Consider the following 17,764-nt stretch of genomic DNA (forward strand, 5'->3'; position numbering starts at 1 on the left):
GCCGCGATAGTTGGCTTTTTGGAAACAAATCTGCACAGGTTGTAGGCAAACCCCACAGGGCCGCGTAAAACAGGCAGGTATTAAAGTGTGGCGGCCAAGCGGGCGCCTTGGTCAATGGCGCGCTTGGCATCAAGTTCTGCCGCGACATCTGCCCCGCCGATCACATGTGCGGTGCGACCTGCCTGCTCAAGCGTGTCGGCCAAAAGGCGATTGGGGCTTTGCCCCGCGCATAAAACAATGGTGTCAGCTTCAATAAACTGACGCTCATCCGCTTTGGTAATCCAAATGCCCGTCGGCGTGATTTCATCATAGGTTGCCCCACCCATCATCTGTACGCCCTTCATCTGCAACGTGGCGCGGTGGATCCATCCCGTGGTTTTGCCCAGCCGCTTGCCCGGCTTTTCTGCCTTGCGTTGCAACATGGTGACGTGGCGCGTGGGCGCGTCTGGTTTTGGTCCTTCAGGCGACAATCCACCGCGATCAATCTGCGGGTCAGTGATACCCCACTCTTGTTTCCAATCGGCAATGTCCAAGGTCGGGCTTTCGTCTGTAACCAAAAACTCACACACATCAAAACCGATCCCACCTGCGCCAACCACCACAACATTTTGGCCAGCTTGCGCAGTGCCGCGCAAAACATCGACATATGAGACAACATTGGGGTGACTCTGTTGTCCGGCGATTTCAGGATCACGCGGCGTGATGCCTGTGGCAATCACAACATCATCGAACTGTGCCAACACATCGGCTGTCGCCTCAGTGTTCAAACGCACAGTTATATCCAAGCGCGCGACTTCGGCCTTGAACCAATCCACCAAGGCGTGAAATTCTTCTTTGCCTGGGACCTGACGTGCCAAATTGAGCTGCCCCCCCAAGGCGCTGGATTTATCAAACAAAGTCACTTTATGCCCGCGACCGCTGGCGGTCATCGCAGCCATAAGCCCCGCAGGCCCAGCGCCAACGACAGCAATCGTTTTCACCGTTTGTGCAGGCGCATAGACCAATTCGGTTTCGTGACAGGCGCGCGGGTTCACCAAACAAGACGTCAGTTTGCCACCGAATGTATGATCCAAACAAGCTTGATTGCACGCAATACAAGGCGCAATCTCATGCACTTTGCCAGCTGCGGCTTTGGCAACAAAATCGGGATCAGCCAAAAATGGACGCGCCATCGACACCATATCTGCGCAGCCCTCGGCCAAGACAGATTCCGCCACATCGGGCATATTGATACGGTTCGACGTGATGACGGGAATGGACACTTCGCCCATGATTTTTTGGGTAACCCAAGAAAACGCGCGGCGCGGCACAGAGGTCGCAATTGTGGGCACACGCGCTTCGTGCCAGCCGATACCCGTATTCAAAATCGTCGCACCAGCGGCCTCGACTTCTTTGGCCAGCATGACAACTTCATCCCATGTCGATCCATTCGGAATGAGATCAATCATTGAAAGACGATAGATCAAAATGAACTCAGCTCCCACGGCTGCACGCACACGTTTCACGACTTCAATCGCAAACCGCATCCGGTTCTCATAGGATCCGCCCCAATCGTCATCACGTTGGTTCGTGTGCGTGACAAGAAACTGATTGATCAAATACCCCTCAGAGCCCATCACCTCGACCCCATCGTAGCCCGCCTGTTTGGCGCGCGCAGCAGCGATGGCAAAATCAGCAATCTGTTTTTCAATGCCTGCGGCATCCAGCTCTGTGGGTTTAAAAGGCGAGATAGGCGATTTGATCGGCGATGGCGCAACGCAATTTGGCCCATAGGCATATCGGCCCGCATTCAAAATTTGCATCGCGATTTTGCCGCCCTCAGCATGAACACGGTCCGTGACGATACGGTGGTTTTCGATATCTTGATCGGTAAACAGCCCCGCAGCACCGGGATAAACGCCGCCTTCCACGTTTGGAGCCATGCCGCCTGTGACAATCAGGCCCACACCGCCTGCAGCACGCACACCGTAAAATTCGGCAACCGCGTTCCAATCCTTGCGCTCTTCCAACCCGGTGTGCATCGAGCCCATAAGTGTGCGATTGCGCAAGGTGGTGAAACCAAGGTCAAGCGGTGCCAATAGATGTGGATATTGTGTCATGCTGCGTGTCTCCCTTGTGACCAAGATGCACGCGAGAGCCACCCCATGTCACGCGCTACGCCGCGTCAAAATACACAAACCTGTTGCGCTCAATTGGCGCCGGTGTCGACGCAGTGACGCCGAAACGCACGTTTTAGCATATCCAACTCGGCACGCAGCAACGCCATTTCAGCACGCATATCATCCGCCAACGCTTCGCCCGCGATGATAGAAAAATGTGCCAATTTTGCGCCTGTGTCACGATTTGAGATTACAAAAACCTGCACCCCATCGCTGATCAATTCAGCAGGCAGCGCGACACGAAAGAACCAAACGCCCGCACGCTCAGGATCTTCATCCAGCACATGCCCAGAGACTGGCTGATCAAGATGCGTCACCTCAAGATCGGGCAACGCGCGCGCGTCGTCAGGCACGTGCAGTTCACCTTCCCAAATGCCAGCATGCAAACGCGTTTTGACAAGTCTGATATCATTCATAGCCATGTCCTTATAACTCTGCGCGCGGTCGGCGTGACACTGTCAGATCCCGCAGATAAATCTGATTCATTTCTGGACCTTCAAAAATGAAGTCGATCCATACTTTTTCTACACGCTTTTCATTCAGTTTTGTGTAGGCCAGATCAAATTCGACAAACGTTTCTTCGCCATTAAGCGGGATATCACGCACAACTTGTTCTAAATTCGGCCCATGTTTGACATTCAGGCGCGCCAGAACTTCAATTGGGCGTTCCAAATCCATAGCGCAATCAAGTCGCAAAATATGGCGTCGGCTCAAGCCTTCGCATGCATCATCGGGCAAATCGACGGCCAGCGATAAAAAACTGCCGTCAAACCTAAAAACATCCAATCGCAGCCCAAAGGGAGCAAGATCTTGCTCGGACGTATTGCGTACCTGACGAAAGGTCATTTCCGAAATTCTACAATCATGAAACACGGTGCCTTCCAAACCAATTTTTGCCTTGGTCGAAACGGATGACGCGCCACTTGGCGTGATCGGACCGCGCCAAATTTCCGGGCGATAGGACCACTCGGTATAAAGCGGTAATTGCATCGCGGTTGTCCCAATAAAGGGCAGCGCCAAACGTCCGTCTGCTTCAAACAAAAACCGATCAAGTTGCTGGCGCATGTCACGCGCTTGGTTGCGCAGCCGACGCAAATCCCCAAGCCTAAGAGACGGTGCCTTTCGTGCCCATTTGGTCCAGCGCCGCTGCGCTGAAGCATTCAAGGTGCGTTCTATAAATTTACCCGTGCGCGACGTCATATTTGTGTGTCAGCCTTTGTTTTTGTCGCGCGAATCCACGCCGTTTCATGTCGCATTTGAAATGCTAGCCCTGTTCGGTCTGCCTTTTTAAACGCAAAGCCTATGAACACTTTGGCAGATAAAGGTTTCATCTCAATCAATGTGATAAAATACTAGAGTTTGATTCCAAATTCGCAACAATCAGATGTCACTGTGGTGCATTTTCGACTTTTAAGCGTCGCGCAAGCTCTGTGACAAGTGCTTTTGCGCTGGGATTAGGCGCTGGCATGTTTGCAAAAGGCGCTGCAGTCAACGTCACCAGCCGACCACTGATCACAGTAAACGCACGCCAATCATCCCCAGCCAGCCCTTTGATGGTAGCAGGAGAAGAATCGCGCGCATGTAGAACCAAAATATCGTCGGGCAGAATTTCTGAAGTTGCCGAAACGGTGTCTGGATCGCCAGATCGTGACAAAGTGCTACGCCCTTGGGTGGTGGCAAAAAAGCTATCTAGCGCTGCGGAGGTAACGCTTTCAGGACTATCAAGCGGGCCCGATAGAGCTGCCGTAACCATTACCGAACGGGCCGCATCAGACGGTTTTTTCTTGCCGCGCAGAGCCGCACAATCCGCCATCAGTACAAACCCGATGTCTGGCGTATCTTTCAGTGACGCCGCATCGATACAAAACCCTTGTGGAGCAGTCACAATCAAGCCACTGGACGATAAAAGCACCGAAGGTGGCGTCGTTTTTGAATTAGAGCCAAACTGCGGCATTGCCATCTGGCATCCACAAAGCCCTGCCAAAGCCAACAAGGCCAAACTCAATTTTTTACGCACCATAAAGATATACACTCTCAGTCACGGTTGTTCAGATACAGGGCACAAGACCCCTGCAAAGATTGTCATCACGCGGTGCGTCTGTGCGCCGCCGCGCCCAATTCTGCCCCTAGGCGCACCACACAGTGCCTGATATGTGCACACAAAGGCTCACAAATAAAGCCATCGAAATTTTGAGGACGAGTCATGCGATACAATGCCTACGCGAAAATGTTGACCTCTGCAGGCAAACAAACGGCTTATTGGCGTATTGCCGCCGTCCTTGGCATCTCATTTTTGGTGACTGTACTGGTAACACCGATCTGTATCGGATTGATCGGAGGGCTGTCACCAAACATCAGGGCCTTTAGCCAAACTGAAACAGGGTTTGAGATAGGCACCTCACAAGGCGGATTGTTTGTGATTTTGGCAAGCTTTGCATTGCTGCTTGTGGCAACTGTTGTGCTGGCCAAGCGATTTGCAGACCGCGATTTGCGCGACATCACCGGCCCCGCCCCTCAGTTGCGTACGCAATTTATTGTAACATTCAAATGGATGCTTGGCCTCACAGTTTTGATGATTTTGGTGCCGTCACCCAACCTCGTCAACGAAATGCAAGGCCAGATGCAAATCGGCGCTTGGTTGATGTGGATGCCACTTGCCATGACGGGCCTTGCAGTGCAGGTCACTGCGGAAGAAATGTTTTTCCGTGGTTACCTGCAAACCCAGTTGATTGCAGCCACGCGGTCTTATTCCAAAGGCATGGTCTTAGCCGCGCTTTTGTTTGGAATCGGACATGTTTCCACTGAAATTGAAGGCATCGCCGCCGTTTTCCCTGTCATTTGGGCCGTACTGTTTGGCCTTGTCGCAGGCGATTTAACCGCGCGCAGTGGCACACTTGGCCCTGCTATTGCAGTGCATTTCATCAACAACGCAATGGCCTTGCTCATAGCGCCCCCCATGGGGCAATTGTCAGGTTTCGGCCTGTGGACTCGCGACATAGACCTCAACACAGCCTATTCCGATCCATGGATTATCTGTTTTGAAGGCCTAATTTTGCTCATTACATGGCTCACGGCCCGCATTGCACTCAAGCGTTGATTGCATTTCCTGCCCGCGCCCCTTATTTGAAACCTAACGCAGACTTCGGCCAAAGGCTTACGCATGAACTGGATTTCCAACTACGTCCGCCCGACAATCAACTCGCTCTTTTCGCGCAAAGAGACGCCTGACAATCTGTGGACCAAGTGCACAGAGTGCGGCACTATGTTGTTCCACCGCGAATTGGCCGACAATCTGAATGTGTGCACCAATTGCGATCACCACATGCATATCACGCCACGTGCGCGCTTTAAGGCGCTGTTTGATGGCGGTATCTTTTCTGAAATTTCTGTGCCTGCCGTGCTCGAAGATCCGCTGAAATTCCGCGATCAGAAAAAATACCCTGACCGCATGAAAGCCGCACAAAAAACGACAGGTGAAAAAGACGCAATGTTGGTGGCCGAAGGCGAAATCGGCCGCACCCCCGTTGTCGTAGCCGCACAGGATTTTTCCTTTATGGGCGGGTCAATGGGCATGTACGTCGGTAACGCGTTTATCGCGGGCGTCGAGCGTGCAATTAAACTTAAGCGTCCCTTTGTGATGTTCTCGGCAGCTGGCGGCGCACGTATGCAGGAAGGCATTTTGTCTCTCATGCAAATGCCACGTACCACTGTTGCTATTGAAATGCTCCGCGAAGCAAACCTGCCCTACATCGTTGTGCTCACACACCCGACAACAGGCGGCGTGACAGCGTCTTACGCGATGCTGGGCGATGTCCAAATTGCAGAACCCAACGCACTCATCTGCTTCGCTGGTCCACGCGTGATCGAACAAACAATTCGTGAAAAGCTACCTGAGGGCTTTCAGCGCGCTGAATATCTTTTGGATCACGGCATGCTTGACCGCGTAACGCACCGCACAAAGATGAAAACCGAACTGGTCACCATCCTACGTATGCTCGGTGGGTTGCCCCCCGCGATTGTGGCCGATCTGCCCTCACCAAGTGCAGTGACAGCCTTGCCTGAACCAGACAAGGCACCTGCGACCAAGAAAGCCACAAAATCTAAATAATGTGCAGCGGGCGGGGGCCTAGGTCGCCCTTGCCCGCACACTTCTGACACGCACAAACGCAGTCTGCCGTCACCAAGATTGCCTGTGCAAATCCCCCCATTCATAGTCACCTTCGAGGTCCCCGCATGAGTTCCGATGTCATTCTTGATCGCCTGATGTCCCTGCACCCCAAAGTCATCGACCTTGTGCTGGACCGCGTGTGGCGATTGCTCGGCGCGCTGGACAATCCCCAAGACAAACTGCCCCCTGTGATCCATATTGCTGGCACCAATGGCAAAGGGTCGACCCAAGCCATGATCCGTGCGGGCCTTGAGGGCGCGGGCAAATCGGTTCACGCATATACGTCCCCTCATTTGGCACGGTTTCATGAGCGTATTAGACTGGCAGGCACACTGATCAGCGAAGATGCGTTGCAAGAGATTTTGGAAGAATGCGAACGTGCCAATGGCGGCGAAACGATCACCTATTTTGAGATCACCACAGTCGCTGGAATTTTAGCTTTTTCGCGCACCCCTGCCGATTTTACTTTGCTGGAAGTTGGGCTAGGCGGCGTTTTGGATGCCACCAATGTGGTCAACAAACCTGCCCTGACAGTGATCACGCCGATCTCGATCGATCACACGCAATTCTTAGGTGACACGATCGAACAGATTGCGACTGAGAAAGCGGGCATCCTCAAACGCGGTGTGCCGTGTATCGTTGGCCCGCAAACGGACGCAGCCCTTGAAGTCATTGAAGCACGCGCGGCACGTCTTGGGGCGCCATTGTTGGTGTACGGTCAACATTGGCACGTCGGCGAAGAAAACGGCCGGCTTGTGTACCAAGATGAAACAGGCTTGCGCGATTTGCCGCTGCCGCGTTTGATCGGCAAGCACCAAGTGCAAAATGCAGGCATGGCTATCGCAGCTCTGCGCCATCTTGATATGGGCGATGACGCCCTAGAGGCCGCCGTGACACAAGTCGAGTGGCCCGCGCGGATGCAGCGCCTAAAAACAGGCCCTTTGATTGAGGCCGCGCCTTTGGGTGAATTATGGCTGGATGGCGGACACAACCCTGCCGCAGGATTAGCGCTGGCAGAGGCTATGGACCGCCTGCCCAAACGCCCGACCCATTTGATTTGCGGCATGCTAAAAACCAAAGACATCGCGGGCTATTTACGCCCGATGGCGCGGCATGCTCAAACACTACACGCTTTGTCTATTCCAGGGGAAACCGCGACACTTAGTGCAGATGAAACGGCTCACATTGCGCGCAGTGTTGGTATAGATGCAGAGCAAAGTGACAGTGTACTCAGCGCTGTAAAAACCATCGTCAAGCGCGATCCAGAGGCTCGTATTTTGATTTGCGGATCGCTGTATCTGGCTGGCGCCATTTTACGCGAAAATGGTTAACCCAGAACCTTAGGCATCCGCATCCTTGGCCCAATCTTTGTCCTGCATTTCACGCAACCGCGATGCTGTGCGTTCAAATTCAAACACACCTGCGCCCTCGATATATAGGCTTTCAGGCTCATCCACGGCGCTGGCCACAACACGTACCTTGGCTTCATAAAGCGCATCAACCAGTGTCACAAAACGCTTGGCCTCATTAAAATTACCGCGCCCCAAACGCGGGATATCTTCAATGATCAAAAGCTTCACCGCATCGGCAATCGCCAGATAATCCCCAGGGCCAAACATTTGCCCGCACAGATCCCAAAACGTTGCCCGTGCGATACCATTGTGGAACTTGGGCAGAACCACATCGCGGCCCTTCACCCTAATTGTCAGGCTTTCTGTGGCCGCGCCGGTTAGATCATTCCAAATCTCATCAATGGTTGCGCGAGTGTCAGCATTGATAGGACTAAAATACACTGGCGTTCCGGTCAAACGCCCCTGACGATAATCAACAGGCGAATGCAGATGATGCACTTCAAGCTTGTCTTTGATGATGTCGATAAAGGGTAAAAATAACTGCCGATTTAGGCCGTTTTTATACAAATCGTCCGGCACTCGGTTTGATGTCGTAACGACCGTAACACCCCGCGCAAACAGCCCTTCGAATAAGCGCCCAACAATCATCGCATCAGCGATATCCGTGATCTGCATTTCGTCGAAACACAACAACCGTATATCTGCGGCCACCTTATCGATGACCGGCACAATCGTGTCAGAGACGCCCTTTTTGCGGGCCTCGAAAATCTGGCTCTGCACCTCTTGCATAAAAGCATGAAAATGCACGCGCCGCGATGGGACGGGCGAATGCTCATGAAACAAATCCATCAACATAGATTTGCCACGACCGACACCGCCCCAAATATACAAGCCCTTGGCGGCAGTCGGCTTTTTACGCCCGCCAATCAAAGATAAAAGCCCACGCTTGCCCATTGATGCTGTACTCAGTTCAGCATGCAAGCGATCGAAAAGCGGCAAAATGGCTTCCTGTGCGGGGTCCGCACGCAGCGTTCCATCCGCCACACGGGCTGTGTAAATCTGTGTCAACGTGTTCATGTCGTATCCATACCCCCCCAGTCACCATAAGAAAAGATGATGTGAACCATGCCAATAATTTGTTTGACTTGATGCGGCTGCGCACGAATAGAGAGACCTCAAAGGAGACACCTATGCCCAGCACGCGCGCGCCCCTCATCACCCCCGTCTTGATCGCGGGGTGTGCTGTTATCTTAGTTGGGTTTGCCATTCGGGCGTCCTTCGGAGTTTTTCAAATTCCAATCGCAACGGAATTCAATTGGCCCCGCGCCGAGTTTTCCATGGCAATCGCGATTCAGAATTTGTTTTGGGGGATCGGGCAACCAATTTTTGGGGCTTTAGCCGAACGCATAGGTGACCGCAAAGCGATCATCATTGGGGCGATTTTCTATGCCGCAGGTCTGGTGCTGTCTTCGTTTTCAGTGACACCCGAGGCGCATCAATTTTTTGAAATGCTTGTTGGTTTTGGGATCGCAGGTACAGGATTTGGTGTTATTTTAGCCGTCGTTGGACGCGCCGCATCGAATGAAAATCGCTCGATGTCGTTGGCAATCGCAACCGCAGCAGGCTCTGCTGGGCAAGTGTTTGGTGCGCCTTTGGCAGAATGGCTTTTGAACTTTATGGTGTGGCAGCAGGTTTTCGTTGTATTTGCCGCAGCTATCCTTGCCGTGCTTTTGGTCTTGCCCATGATGCGTTCCCCGCAGCTGGCAAGCAAAGCCGAACTTGAAGACAGTCTTGGCCAGATTTTGGTTAAAGCCTTTAAAGACCCAAGTTACACTTTAATTTTTCTGGGCTTCTTTTCTTGCGGGTACCAACTTGCTTTTATCACCGCGCATTTTCCAGCGCTCGTGACCGAAATGTGCGGCGCAATAGATCCAACCGGCCTATTGGCCAATCTGGGCATAACCTCAACTTCAGCACTTGGGGCGATTTCAATTTCATTGATCGGAGCAGCCAATATTGCAGGGACTTTGTATGCTGGGTATCTGGGCAACCGTTTTCAGAAAAAATATATCCTGACAGGTGTTTATGTTCTACGCGCCATTGCTGCCATTTTGTTTATCATGCTGCCAATCACCCCAGCATCCGTGTTAGTTTTCTCGCTCGTGATGGGAGCTCTGTGGCTGGCAACTGTACCGCTAACTTCGGGTCTTGTTGCGCATATTTACGGGCTGAAATACATGGGCACACTCTATGGGATCGTGTTCTTTTCCCATCAACTTGGCGCGTTTTTAGGCGTCTGGTTGGGTGGGCGGCTCTATGATATTTACGGCGACTACACTGCTGTTTGGTGGGTTGGAATCGCCGTTGGTATTTTTTCTGCCGTCATACATTTACCGATCAAAGAAGTGCCCTTGGGGAAAAGGATCGCCAAAGCTCGCCCCTAAAGACCTGCTTCGGCTTTGGTCAAAAGTCCCTCTGACACCAGCTTTTCGGCCCAACCTTTGGAGCCTTCGAAAAGATGTGTTTGCCAACCACGGCTGGCCGCCATGTTGATATTGTCGATCCGATCATCCGTAAACAGCATGCGTGCTGGGGCCGTCTTTTCGCCAGCCTCAACCATGTCATAAATCAACCTATGCGGCTTCACGCAGCCCATGCGACCCGACACGTAGGTTTGGTCAAACTCTGTTAAGAATGGGTATTTCGTTTCTGCGAACTCAAAGCTTTCAATCCCGAAATTGGTCAATGCAATCACGCGGATACCTTTGGTCCGTAAGGCACGCAACAAGGCAACCGAATGAGGAATCGCCGGCGCTGCCATTTTGATCCAATCGAAATACCACATAAGAATTTCATCGTGAAACTCAGGGTAGTTTTTAGCGGCAACTTCAATAGTTTCGCGAAATGGTGCCCCGCGATCTATTTGATCATTGATATCGTGCAGATCTACGGCTGCAAACATATCCATGCGGCGTGCCTTGCCGATCACCGCATCATAGTGGCGCTCGGGTTGCCATTCGATCAGTACATTTCCAATGTCAAAAACAACGGTCTCAATCGTCATGCGATATCCCTTTTGGCGGCCTGAACTGCGCGCTCCAATGCGTCTAGGAACCGTGAACGATCCGCTTTGGAAAAAGGTTTTCCGCCGCCTTGGCGAAAGGGATCAGCAGCACGCAGGTCAGTCATCAAATCACGCGTTGCCAGCACATTGCCAATGTTCGCCGAGGTGAGTGGCTCACCATTATGTTTGAGTACACGCGCACCAGATTCGACCACCTTCGCAGCAAGCGGAATGTCCCCAGTGATCACCACATCGCCCACTCCTGCGCGATCCGCGATCCACATATCCGCCACGTCAGGACCATCTGGTACAAAGATCATTTCAACATAAGGATTTGCGGAAGGGCGTAAGCCGCCATTGCAAACCAAAAGACATTGCATCTTGTGGCGCGTCGCAACCTTTTCTGCCTCGTCTTTTACAGGGCATGCATCCGCATCGACATAAATTTTGGGTATCTTTGGGGGCGTGGTCAAAGTGGTATCCGTCACAGTGGTCTCCTTTGGTGCAAGTTTACCCGCCCCCAATCAAAGCGCCAGCGGCAAAAACCAACCCGCCCCCTAAAACGACCTGAAAAACGGCCCGCATAATCGGCGTTTCCATGTATTTATTTTGAATCCAAGCAATGGCCCACAGTTCAATGAACACAACAAAGAAGGCCGTAATCGTCGCAGTCCAAAAATCTGGAATCAGATAGGGCAACGTATGGCCCAAGCCGCCAAGCGTAGTCATAACACCCGCAGCAATACCACGTTTAATCGGCGACCCGCGCCCTGACAGCTGACCATCATCCGATGCAGCCTCGGTAAAGCCCATAGATATTCCCGCGCCTACTGAGGCAGCCAGTCCAACCAGAAATGTTGTATGAGTACTTTGTGTGGCGAACGCCGTGGCAAAGATCGGCGCAAGGGTGGAAACGGACCCATCCATCAGTCCCGCCAAACCCGGTTGCACCCACGTTAAAACAAACTTGCGATGTGCGTCACTGTCCTCGGCCTCCTTACTGCGTCCGCCAAGGTGCTCCTCCATCAGCGCGCCCGCTTTTTTATCATGCCCAGCCTCTGCTGCGGCAAGTTGGCCAAGTAATGCACGCGTGTCTGCATCCTTGGTTAGCGTTACAGCTTTGAGATAAAAGGCTTCGGCGGCTTGTTCCATTCCTCGCGCCTCTGAACGGATACGTTCAAGAGATAGGTTTTCGATCAGCCAAACAGGTTTGCGGGCATAATATCCTGACACATGTTCACGTCGGATCATGGGAATCATATCCCCAAAACGTTTTTGGTGAAGCTCGATCAACAGCACTCGGTGCGCATCTTCCTCTTGCGCCATCTCATCAAATACCGCTGCGCTGCTGGGGTACTCATCGCGTAAATTGTGGGCGTAGGTTCGATAGATGCGCGCGTCATCTTCTTCAGATGAAATCGCGAGAGCTAGGATGTCTTGTTCAGACAGATCCGAAAATCGTTTTCGTTGTGCAAATCCGGGGATCATGATGGCATCCTTTTTAGAACGGTTCTAATATACCACTTCAGCGCGGCTGCGCAACTCTTGTCGTAACACTGCACGCGCAACACCCCTGCTGCACAAAATACCTAGCAGGTTGCGCAAAATGGCTAAACCTTGATGCTATTCAGGCAATACGCGCCTACATCCGATACTCAGAGTGACACCCTTTGCAAGAGCCGCCGATCGCCTCCATCGCGGCTCCGATAGACCCCGCATCAACAATCGATACAGCCTCAGCCGCAGCAGTCATCGCATTGGCCTTGGCGACAAAATCATCCCAGTTGGTCCAAATCTCAGGCTTTGCTTCGCTCATCGGGTCCGTTTCTTGTGCTTCAAACAAAGTCGGTAACATCGCCGACTGTACAGCAACAACATCGACCGCAGCCTCAGCCGCAGTAGCATCAAAATCGACAGAGCCTTTCGCCATATTGCCTAATGTTTTCATCGCACCGCCAATCGCTTTCATCGCATCCATGCGGGCCTGAACTGCTGTATTTTCTACAGCAGCATGTGCGACGGCTGCTATTGAAAAGCTCAGAAAAAGTACGGAGGCCGTAAGTAGATTTCTCATAAATATCTCCTATGGAATGTTACGCGACACAAATATGAATGAAGCTGGCTATGCCAAAATCCATCCCGACACCTAAAACAGTACCGCATCTGCCGCAAAACAAAACTCACAAATTGACAAAACATCACAGACCGAGCGTGCAAAGGTATCGAATTGTGATGCAGGCTATACTGGGAGCAATGCATGCGCCCTGCCGAAAGGTGCCAGCATTGTCCATACGAAAAGCCGAAGCAGGGTTACCTGCTTCGGCTTTTGGGTACTGTTGAGCGAGATCCCCGAAATCGCGAACTGGGTGGGGGCTATTAAACCGCGACCCCGGGGTAAGCGTTCTCGCTCTGTATCTAACTTTGCTCGAAAAAGCAGGCGAAAAAAGGGAGTTAAAAAGGAAACCTACAGTTCTTTTTGCGGCAATACTGAGGCACAACCAAATCAAGCTCTATAATTCTCAGACCTAGTATCTTGATTTATTAGTTTTTCGTCTCCAAAATCTAACGATGACAGCACCAACTCCCTTTCCCAGCACCAAAAGCGCATATGAAAAAGTCGCCTTTGATCGTCACGAACTCGGCACGATTCTTGGTCTCTATGGCCAAATGGTCGCCGCAGGGGAATGGCGGGACTATGGGATGTCATTTTTGAAAGATGTCGCCATCTTTTCTGTCTTTCGCCGAACTGCAGAACACCCAATGTATCGTATTGAGAAACGTCCACGCCTGCGCGGGCGACAGGGAATGTATGCCGTCATCGGAATGGATGGTCAGATATTGAAACGCGGACATGACCTGCGCAAAGTCTTACGGGTCTTTGACCGCAAACTCATTCGTGCCGTGGACTAAATCCGGCGGTGCGCCGTGACGCAACCATCCCCTTGCGCTTCGATCCGTGCAATCGCTTTGCCAATCGGTTCATAAGCAACCGCCATATGATGTGCATTTGCATGAATGAGCGTTTCATCATCAACGCACAGTGCGACATGCCCTTGCCAAAACACCACATCCCCACGCTTGTACCCGCCATTAGCATCTGCACCCAACGCCATTTGCTGGTCACTATCGCCAGGACACGGCATCTGGCACGCAAGCAACCCAGCTTGTACCAAGCCGGAACAATCAATGCCAAAGCTAGAGTTTCCGCCCCACAGATATGGCGTGCCAAAAAAGAGCTGTGCAACAGTGACAGGATCTGAAAACGGGCGGTCAATCAAACGTACATGCGCTTTGGGAATGAATTGCCCCGTATCAGTTTCCACGAATTTGCGCCGCTCATCGATCACACGCAAGCGCGCGCCAAAGGGTAAACTGGCACGCGCTTCAGACTTGAAATCATCTTTGGGATAAAGGTGGCTTGCACGCGCTGAAATAAAATGAGTTGCCTCAAACGCAAACCCGAGATCCCCCTCAGCTATATATCCAACATAGCCATCTCGTGCGGCGCGCCCAAAAGCCCAGCCTTGATCGCGCTCTATAACATCGAACATCTCGCCCATCACCAATTGCCTTGTGCGCGCACCGTTTGGGGCGATGCGCAAATCTGCCACTGGCTTGGAAACGGAAACGGGCGTTGGCACGACCTCTGCTTGCCCCTGTGCGGCAAATCCTGCAAGTGCCACACGCATATTCGCAGGTATCAGACGCGGATCATTCATACCCAAGTAAATCCGGCAAGGCTGCTAAAAGTGCGCGCGCGCCCATGCCAACCCCGCCTTTCGGACGGCCTGGCAAAGCAGACGGACACCAGCCATAAATATCAAAATGCATGTAGCGCGGCGTGTTCGTCACAAAGCGGCGCAAAAACAGCGCAGCCGTTATTGATCCTGCCATGCCACCTGCAGGCGCATTGTCGAGATCCGCAATACCGGGCTCGATCAACTTTTCATATGGGTCCCAAAATGGCATTTGCCAAACAGGATCGCTCGCGGCCTCAGCCCCTTTGACCAGTGCAAACGCATCGCTTGCTTCAGTCACATAAAATGGGGACAAATCAGGGCCAACAGCGGCACGCGCCGCTCCAGTGAGCGTGGCCATGGACACAATTAGATCGGCATCGTCTTCATCAGCCAAAGCCAAAGCATCTGCCAGAACCAAACGCCCTTCGGCATCTGTATTGTTAATTTCGACAGTCAAACCTTTGCGCGATTGTAATATATCTTGCGGGCGAAACGCGTTGCTTGAGACTGAATTCTCAACAGCAGGGATCAGCACACGCAACTGCAGCGGCAAATCCAGCGCCATAATCATATGAGCCAGCCCCAGCACAGTTGCAGCGCCCCCCATATCTTTTTTCATCAAGCCCATAGAGGAACCCGGCTTGAGATTCAGCCCGCCCGTGTCAAAGCATACCCCTTTGCCAACCAACGTCAGTTTGGGCCCTTGCGTCCCCCACCGCATGTCAATCAAGCGCGGCGCGCGTGATGATGCACGGCCAACAGCGTGGATCATGGGGAAATTTTCAGCCAAAAGTGCGTCGCTTTGGACGGTCGAAATCTGTGCATCGAATTCGGTTGCCAATTTGGTTGCGGCAGCTTCAAGCTCACTTGGCCCCATGTCTGAGGCTGGCGTATTGATCAAGTCACGGGTGAGAAATTCACCTTGAGCAATCGCCTCTAGCCTTTGAATGTCCAGACCACTTGGCGCAACAAGCTGTGCTTTTGGCACTGCCTTTTTTGCGTACCGATCAAAAACATAACCAGCCAAAAGCCAGCCCAAAACCTGTTGCTCCAGCGCGGCCCCTGTCAGCGTTGTGACGAGGTGATAAGTACCTTCAGGAAGCTTTAGGCGCACATCGGCAAGTGTAAAGCGCGTTCGTTTAAGGTCTTGGTCCGTTCCAAGCCCTGCAACGACGGCTGCGATCCCTTGCTCTGCTGGCAAAATGCAATGACTGCCCACCACACCAGAAAACCCATTAGCGTTGAGCCAAGAGGCTGCGCGCTTGGGCTGAGCAGCTATAAAATCGTCAACCTCGCTTTGCATCAATAGATATAAAGGCAAAGAGGTATCGGTTGGATCGGTGAAAAAAATTGGCATTGGACAAGCTCATATGGGGGTTTTCGCCCAGCCTAGCCTATCCAACGCCACCTGCAAGCCGGTTCGCTAATCGGTAACCAAAACTTCGTTTGGGCCTACCACTTAAACGGAATCGCCTTGCAAATCCCATACAGCCAAAAGGGATTTCTGGCCAATCCGCATCAACCGATCAACAGTCGCGGCCAAAGCCGTACCATCATCTCGTGTCGCCAGTGTATTTACATCTGCCGCAACCCGGGCAAAGGTTTCCATTCCGATTTGTTCAGAAATAGCGATCATTGATCGCGCTGCTCTTTGCATTTCATCAAGCTGCCCTTTTTTGTAACAGCTTTCAACTTTGGCCAAACGCACGGCCAACTCTTCCATCGCACGCGATACAACTCCGTCGGCACCTGTCTCCCCAAGCTGAGAGTGGAGCTGGTCCAAACGTTCTCTATCAACATGCACGACCCCTTCGGGCCGTAGTTTTCTCACCACCATCATTATACCCCAATTTGTGCACGCCCCCACGCGCTGTAGCCTCATGTTGCCTCAAGAAGTTCAAGAAAAGGTTTAGCCAAAACTGTTTTTCCCTCGAATTCCATTCAAACTCTCATTACATTTGATAGAAACTTGGACACCAACGTTTCAGGAGACCGCACACTGATGCAGTATGTCAAAAACTTACCCACCTATATGGTTCAACGCTATCTTGGCTGGAAAGCCACCACATATGCCGAGAACAAAGCTTGGTACCGCCGCCTAGCGGATGAAGGGCAGCGCCCCCGTGCAATGATTATTTCATGCTGTGATTCACGTGTGCATGTCACATCAATCTTTGGCGCAGACGAAGGTGAGTTTTTCATCCACCGCAACATCGCCAATCTGGTGCCGCCATTTACACAAGATGGCGATCACCACGGGACATCTGCGGCTGTCGAATATGCGGTCACCGCTTTGAAGGTTGCCCATGTTGTTGTCTTGGGGCATTCAAATTGCGGCGGCATCAAAGGCTGTCACGATATGTGTGCTGGGCTTGCCCCAGAGCTTGAGGAAAAATCTTCGTTTATCGGACGGTGGATGGATATCATGCGGCCAGGATATGACCGCATTTCATCTTTGCCCGAAGACCAGCGCACACGCGCCCTTGAAAAAGAGGCCGTCCTTGTGTCGCTCGAAAACTTGATGACCTTTCCTTTTGTGCAAAGCGCAGTCGAAGATGGCAGCCTGTCTTTGCATGGCTTATGGAACGACATCGGTGATGGGTCTTTACATCAATACGCCCCACAGTCGGGAACGTTTGTTCCAGTTTAAGCAGCCTACGCCGCCAGCTGTCTCTTTTTGGAAACTGCAAGGTCTTCGGTGAGAACAAAAACATCATGCAAAGCGGTTGCAGCGTAATCAACTGCAACCGTGCCTATACTCGGCGCGCTGATGGCTGCAGATGCTTGACCTGACTGAGAACGCACGAACATTGCTTTGGGGGCACGTGGCGCAGAGCGTTCTTCCGCATCGTCCCGATCAAGACTTTGCTCTTCGGGAAAAAACATCGCCGATCCATTTGTATATGCGGTCAAAGCGGCAATACGGTTTGCACGCGCTTTAGCGATAAAATCAATCATATCGATTTCCTTTATAATTTCGTATTGCGCGGCATGATTGGCCTGCGCTCAGTGCTATGTGGCGCTACGGGGCACTCACAAGACGCGCTCCCAAATCTGGGCGAAAATCATCTGTGCTGTGCCCCCTGCCAAGGGGCACCACATTTGTCTCGCGTGCTGCACGGGTGAGATTATGGTTCGCTGGGCGCGTGATTAATTTGGCAAAACTGACATCCCACACTCGGACACTTATGCCCAATGCATCGATGATCTGGTTGGTACTTGTCATTGTGTTGATCATGTTTCCATCCTCTTGTTCCGAGCCCCCCAGAACCCTTGAAGAC

Annotated in this window: 20 protein-coding genes; 6 read left to right on the forward strand and 14 right to left on the reverse strand. The window is 52.2% G+C overall.

Annotated features, from left to right (window positions below; all coding sequences use genetic code 11):
- Nucleotides 1-80 precede the first annotated feature (80 nt).
- The 4 genes from BM025_RS11435 to BM025_RS11450 form a co-directional block, all read right to left on the reverse strand.
- Complete coding sequence (locus BM025_RS11435; RefSeq protein ID WP_085848101.1) at nt 81-2,099, reverse strand: NADPH-dependent 2,4-dienoyl-CoA reductase; 2,019 nt, start codon at nt 2,097-2,099, stop codon at nt 81-83.
- Nucleotides 2,100-2,188: 89 nt separating this feature from the next.
- Nucleotides 2,189-2,575: a hypothetical protein gene (locus tag BM025_RS11440; RefSeq protein ID WP_085848100.1), complete on the reverse strand. Its 387-nt coding sequence runs from the start codon at nt 2,573-2,575 to the stop codon at nt 2,189-2,191.
- Nucleotides 2,576-2,585: 10 nt separating this feature from the next.
- Nucleotides 2,586-3,359, reverse strand: coding sequence for a DUF6478 family protein (locus BM025_RS11445; protein WP_085848099.1), 774 nt, complete (start codon nt 3,357-3,359; stop codon nt 2,586-2,588).
- A gap of 187 nt (nt 3,360-3,546) precedes the next feature.
- A complete protein-coding gene (locus BM025_RS11450; protein WP_085848098.1) occupies nt 3,547-4,179 on the reverse strand; it encodes a hypothetical protein in 633 nt (210 codons plus the stop codon).
- Nucleotides 4,180-4,362: 183 nt separating this feature from the next.
- Here BM025_RS11450 and BM025_RS11455 point away from each other — a divergent pair, with 183 nt between their 5' ends.
- The 3 genes from BM025_RS11455 (at nt 4,363) to BM025_RS11465 (ending at nt 7,658) form a co-directional block, all read left to right on the forward strand.
- Nucleotides 4,363-5,256, forward strand: a complete 894-nt coding sequence (locus BM025_RS11455) for a CPBP family intramembrane glutamic endopeptidase (protein ID WP_085848097.1) — start codon at nt 4,363-4,365, stop codon at nt 5,254-5,256.
- A 63-nt stretch (nt 5,257-5,319) separates the two neighbouring features.
- Nucleotides 5,320-6,267 carry an acetyl-CoA carboxylase, carboxyltransferase subunit beta gene (gene accD, locus BM025_RS11460; protein WP_085848096.1) on the forward strand — a complete coding sequence of 316 codons (948 nt, stop codon included), beginning with the start codon at nt 5,320-5,322 and terminating at the stop codon, nt 6,265-6,267.
- Between the two features lie 125 nt (nt 6,268-6,392).
- A complete protein-coding gene (locus BM025_RS11465; protein ID WP_085848095.1) occupies nt 6,393-7,658 on the forward strand; it encodes a bifunctional folylpolyglutamate synthase/dihydrofolate synthase in 1,266 nt (421 codons plus the stop codon).
- 9 nt (nt 7,659-7,667) lie between these two features.
- On the opposite strand, the gene zapE is transcribed toward BM025_RS11465, so the two are convergent.
- Nucleotides 7,668-8,756: a cell division protein ZapE gene (gene zapE, locus BM025_RS11470; protein ID WP_085848094.1), complete on the reverse strand. Its 1,089-nt coding sequence runs from the start codon at nt 8,754-8,756 to the stop codon at nt 7,668-7,670.
- Nucleotides 8,757-8,869: 113 nt separating this feature from the next.
- Here zapE and BM025_RS11475 point away from each other — a divergent pair, with 113 nt between their 5' ends.
- Nucleotides 8,870-10,123, forward strand: a complete 1,254-nt coding sequence (locus BM025_RS11475; RefSeq protein WP_085848093.1) for an MFS transporter — start codon at nt 8,870-8,872, stop codon at nt 10,121-10,123.
- Here BM025_RS11475 and BM025_RS11480 read toward each other — a convergent pair.
- The 4 genes from BM025_RS11480 to BM025_RS11495 form a co-directional block, all read right to left on the reverse strand.
- Nucleotides 10,120-10,743: an HAD family hydrolase gene (locus BM025_RS11480; protein WP_085848092.1), complete on the reverse strand. Its 624-nt coding sequence runs from the start codon at nt 10,741-10,743 to the stop codon at nt 10,120-10,122. The two genes, BM025_RS11475 and BM025_RS11480, sit on opposite strands and share 4 nt — an antisense overlap.
- Nucleotides 10,740-11,231, reverse strand: a complete 492-nt coding sequence (locus BM025_RS11485; RefSeq protein ID WP_370738054.1) for a YaiI/YqxD family protein — start codon at nt 11,229-11,231, stop codon at nt 10,740-10,742. The genes BM025_RS11480 and BM025_RS11485 overlap by 4 nt, the downstream gene beginning before the upstream one ends.
- Nucleotides 11,232-11,253: 22 nt before the next feature.
- A complete protein-coding gene (gene mbfA / locus BM025_RS11490; protein ID WP_085848091.1) occupies nt 11,254-12,231 on the reverse strand; it encodes an iron exporter MbfA in 978 nt (325 codons plus the stop codon).
- 154 nt (nt 12,232-12,385) lie between these two features.
- Nucleotides 12,386-12,817 carry a c-type cytochrome gene (locus tag BM025_RS11495; protein ID WP_085848090.1) on the reverse strand — a complete coding sequence of 144 codons (432 nt, stop codon included), beginning with the start codon at nt 12,815-12,817 and terminating at the stop codon, nt 12,386-12,388.
- Between the two features lie 494 nt (nt 12,818-13,311).
- Here BM025_RS11495 and BM025_RS11500 point away from each other — a divergent pair, with 494 nt between their 5' ends.
- Nucleotides 13,312-13,653, forward strand: a complete 342-nt coding sequence (locus BM025_RS11500; RefSeq protein WP_085848089.1) for a DUF2794 domain-containing protein — start codon at nt 13,312-13,314, stop codon at nt 13,651-13,653.
- Here the strand turns inward: BM025_RS11500 and BM025_RS11505 are convergent.
- The 3 genes from BM025_RS11505 to BM025_RS11515 all read right to left on the reverse strand — a co-directional run bounded on the left by BM025_RS11505 (nt 13,650) and on the right by BM025_RS11515 (nt 16,266).
- The gene (locus BM025_RS11505) at nt 13,650-14,462 is read right to left on the reverse strand and encodes a C40 family peptidase (protein ID WP_085848088.1); all 813 of its coding nucleotides are present in this window, start codon (nt 14,460-14,462) and stop codon (nt 13,650-13,652) included. The genes BM025_RS11500 and BM025_RS11505 overlap by 4 nt on opposite strands.
- Nucleotides 14,455-15,840 carry a leucyl aminopeptidase family protein gene (locus BM025_RS11510; RefSeq protein WP_085848087.1) on the reverse strand — a complete coding sequence of 462 codons (1,386 nt, stop codon included), beginning with the start codon at nt 15,838-15,840 and terminating at the stop codon, nt 14,455-14,457. The genes BM025_RS11505 and BM025_RS11510 overlap by 8 nt, the downstream gene beginning before the upstream one ends.
- Nucleotides 15,841-15,942: 102 nt before the next feature.
- A complete protein-coding gene (locus BM025_RS11515) occupies nt 15,943-16,266 on the reverse strand; it encodes a hypothetical protein (protein WP_244515641.1) in 324 nt (107 codons plus the stop codon).
- A gap of 219 nt (nt 16,267-16,485) precedes the next feature.
- On the opposite strand from BM025_RS11515, the gene BM025_RS11520 reads away from it, so the two are divergent.
- Nucleotides 16,486-17,133, forward strand: coding sequence for a carbonic anhydrase (locus tag BM025_RS11520; RefSeq protein ID WP_085848085.1), 648 nt, complete (start codon nt 16,486-16,488; stop codon nt 17,131-17,133).
- A gap of 5 nt (nt 17,134-17,138) precedes the next feature.
- Here the strand turns inward: BM025_RS11520 and BM025_RS11525 are convergent, their stop codons facing one another.
- Nucleotides 17,139-17,441: a hypothetical protein gene (locus tag BM025_RS11525; RefSeq protein WP_085848084.1), complete on the reverse strand. Its 303-nt coding sequence runs from the start codon at nt 17,439-17,441 to the stop codon at nt 17,139-17,141.
- Nucleotides 17,442-17,505: 64 nt separating this feature from the next.
- Nucleotides 17,506-17,721 carry a hypothetical protein gene (locus BM025_RS18940; protein ID WP_139204564.1) on the reverse strand — a complete coding sequence of 72 codons (216 nt, stop codon included), beginning with the start codon at nt 17,719-17,721 and terminating at the stop codon, nt 17,506-17,508.
- Nucleotides 17,722-17,764: the final 43 nt, after the last annotated feature.

This window comes from Pacificibacter marinus (assembly GCF_900109555.1).
GTDB classification, from domain to species: Bacteria; Pseudomonadota; Alphaproteobacteria; order Rhodobacterales; family Rhodobacteraceae; genus Celeribacter; species Celeribacter marinus_C.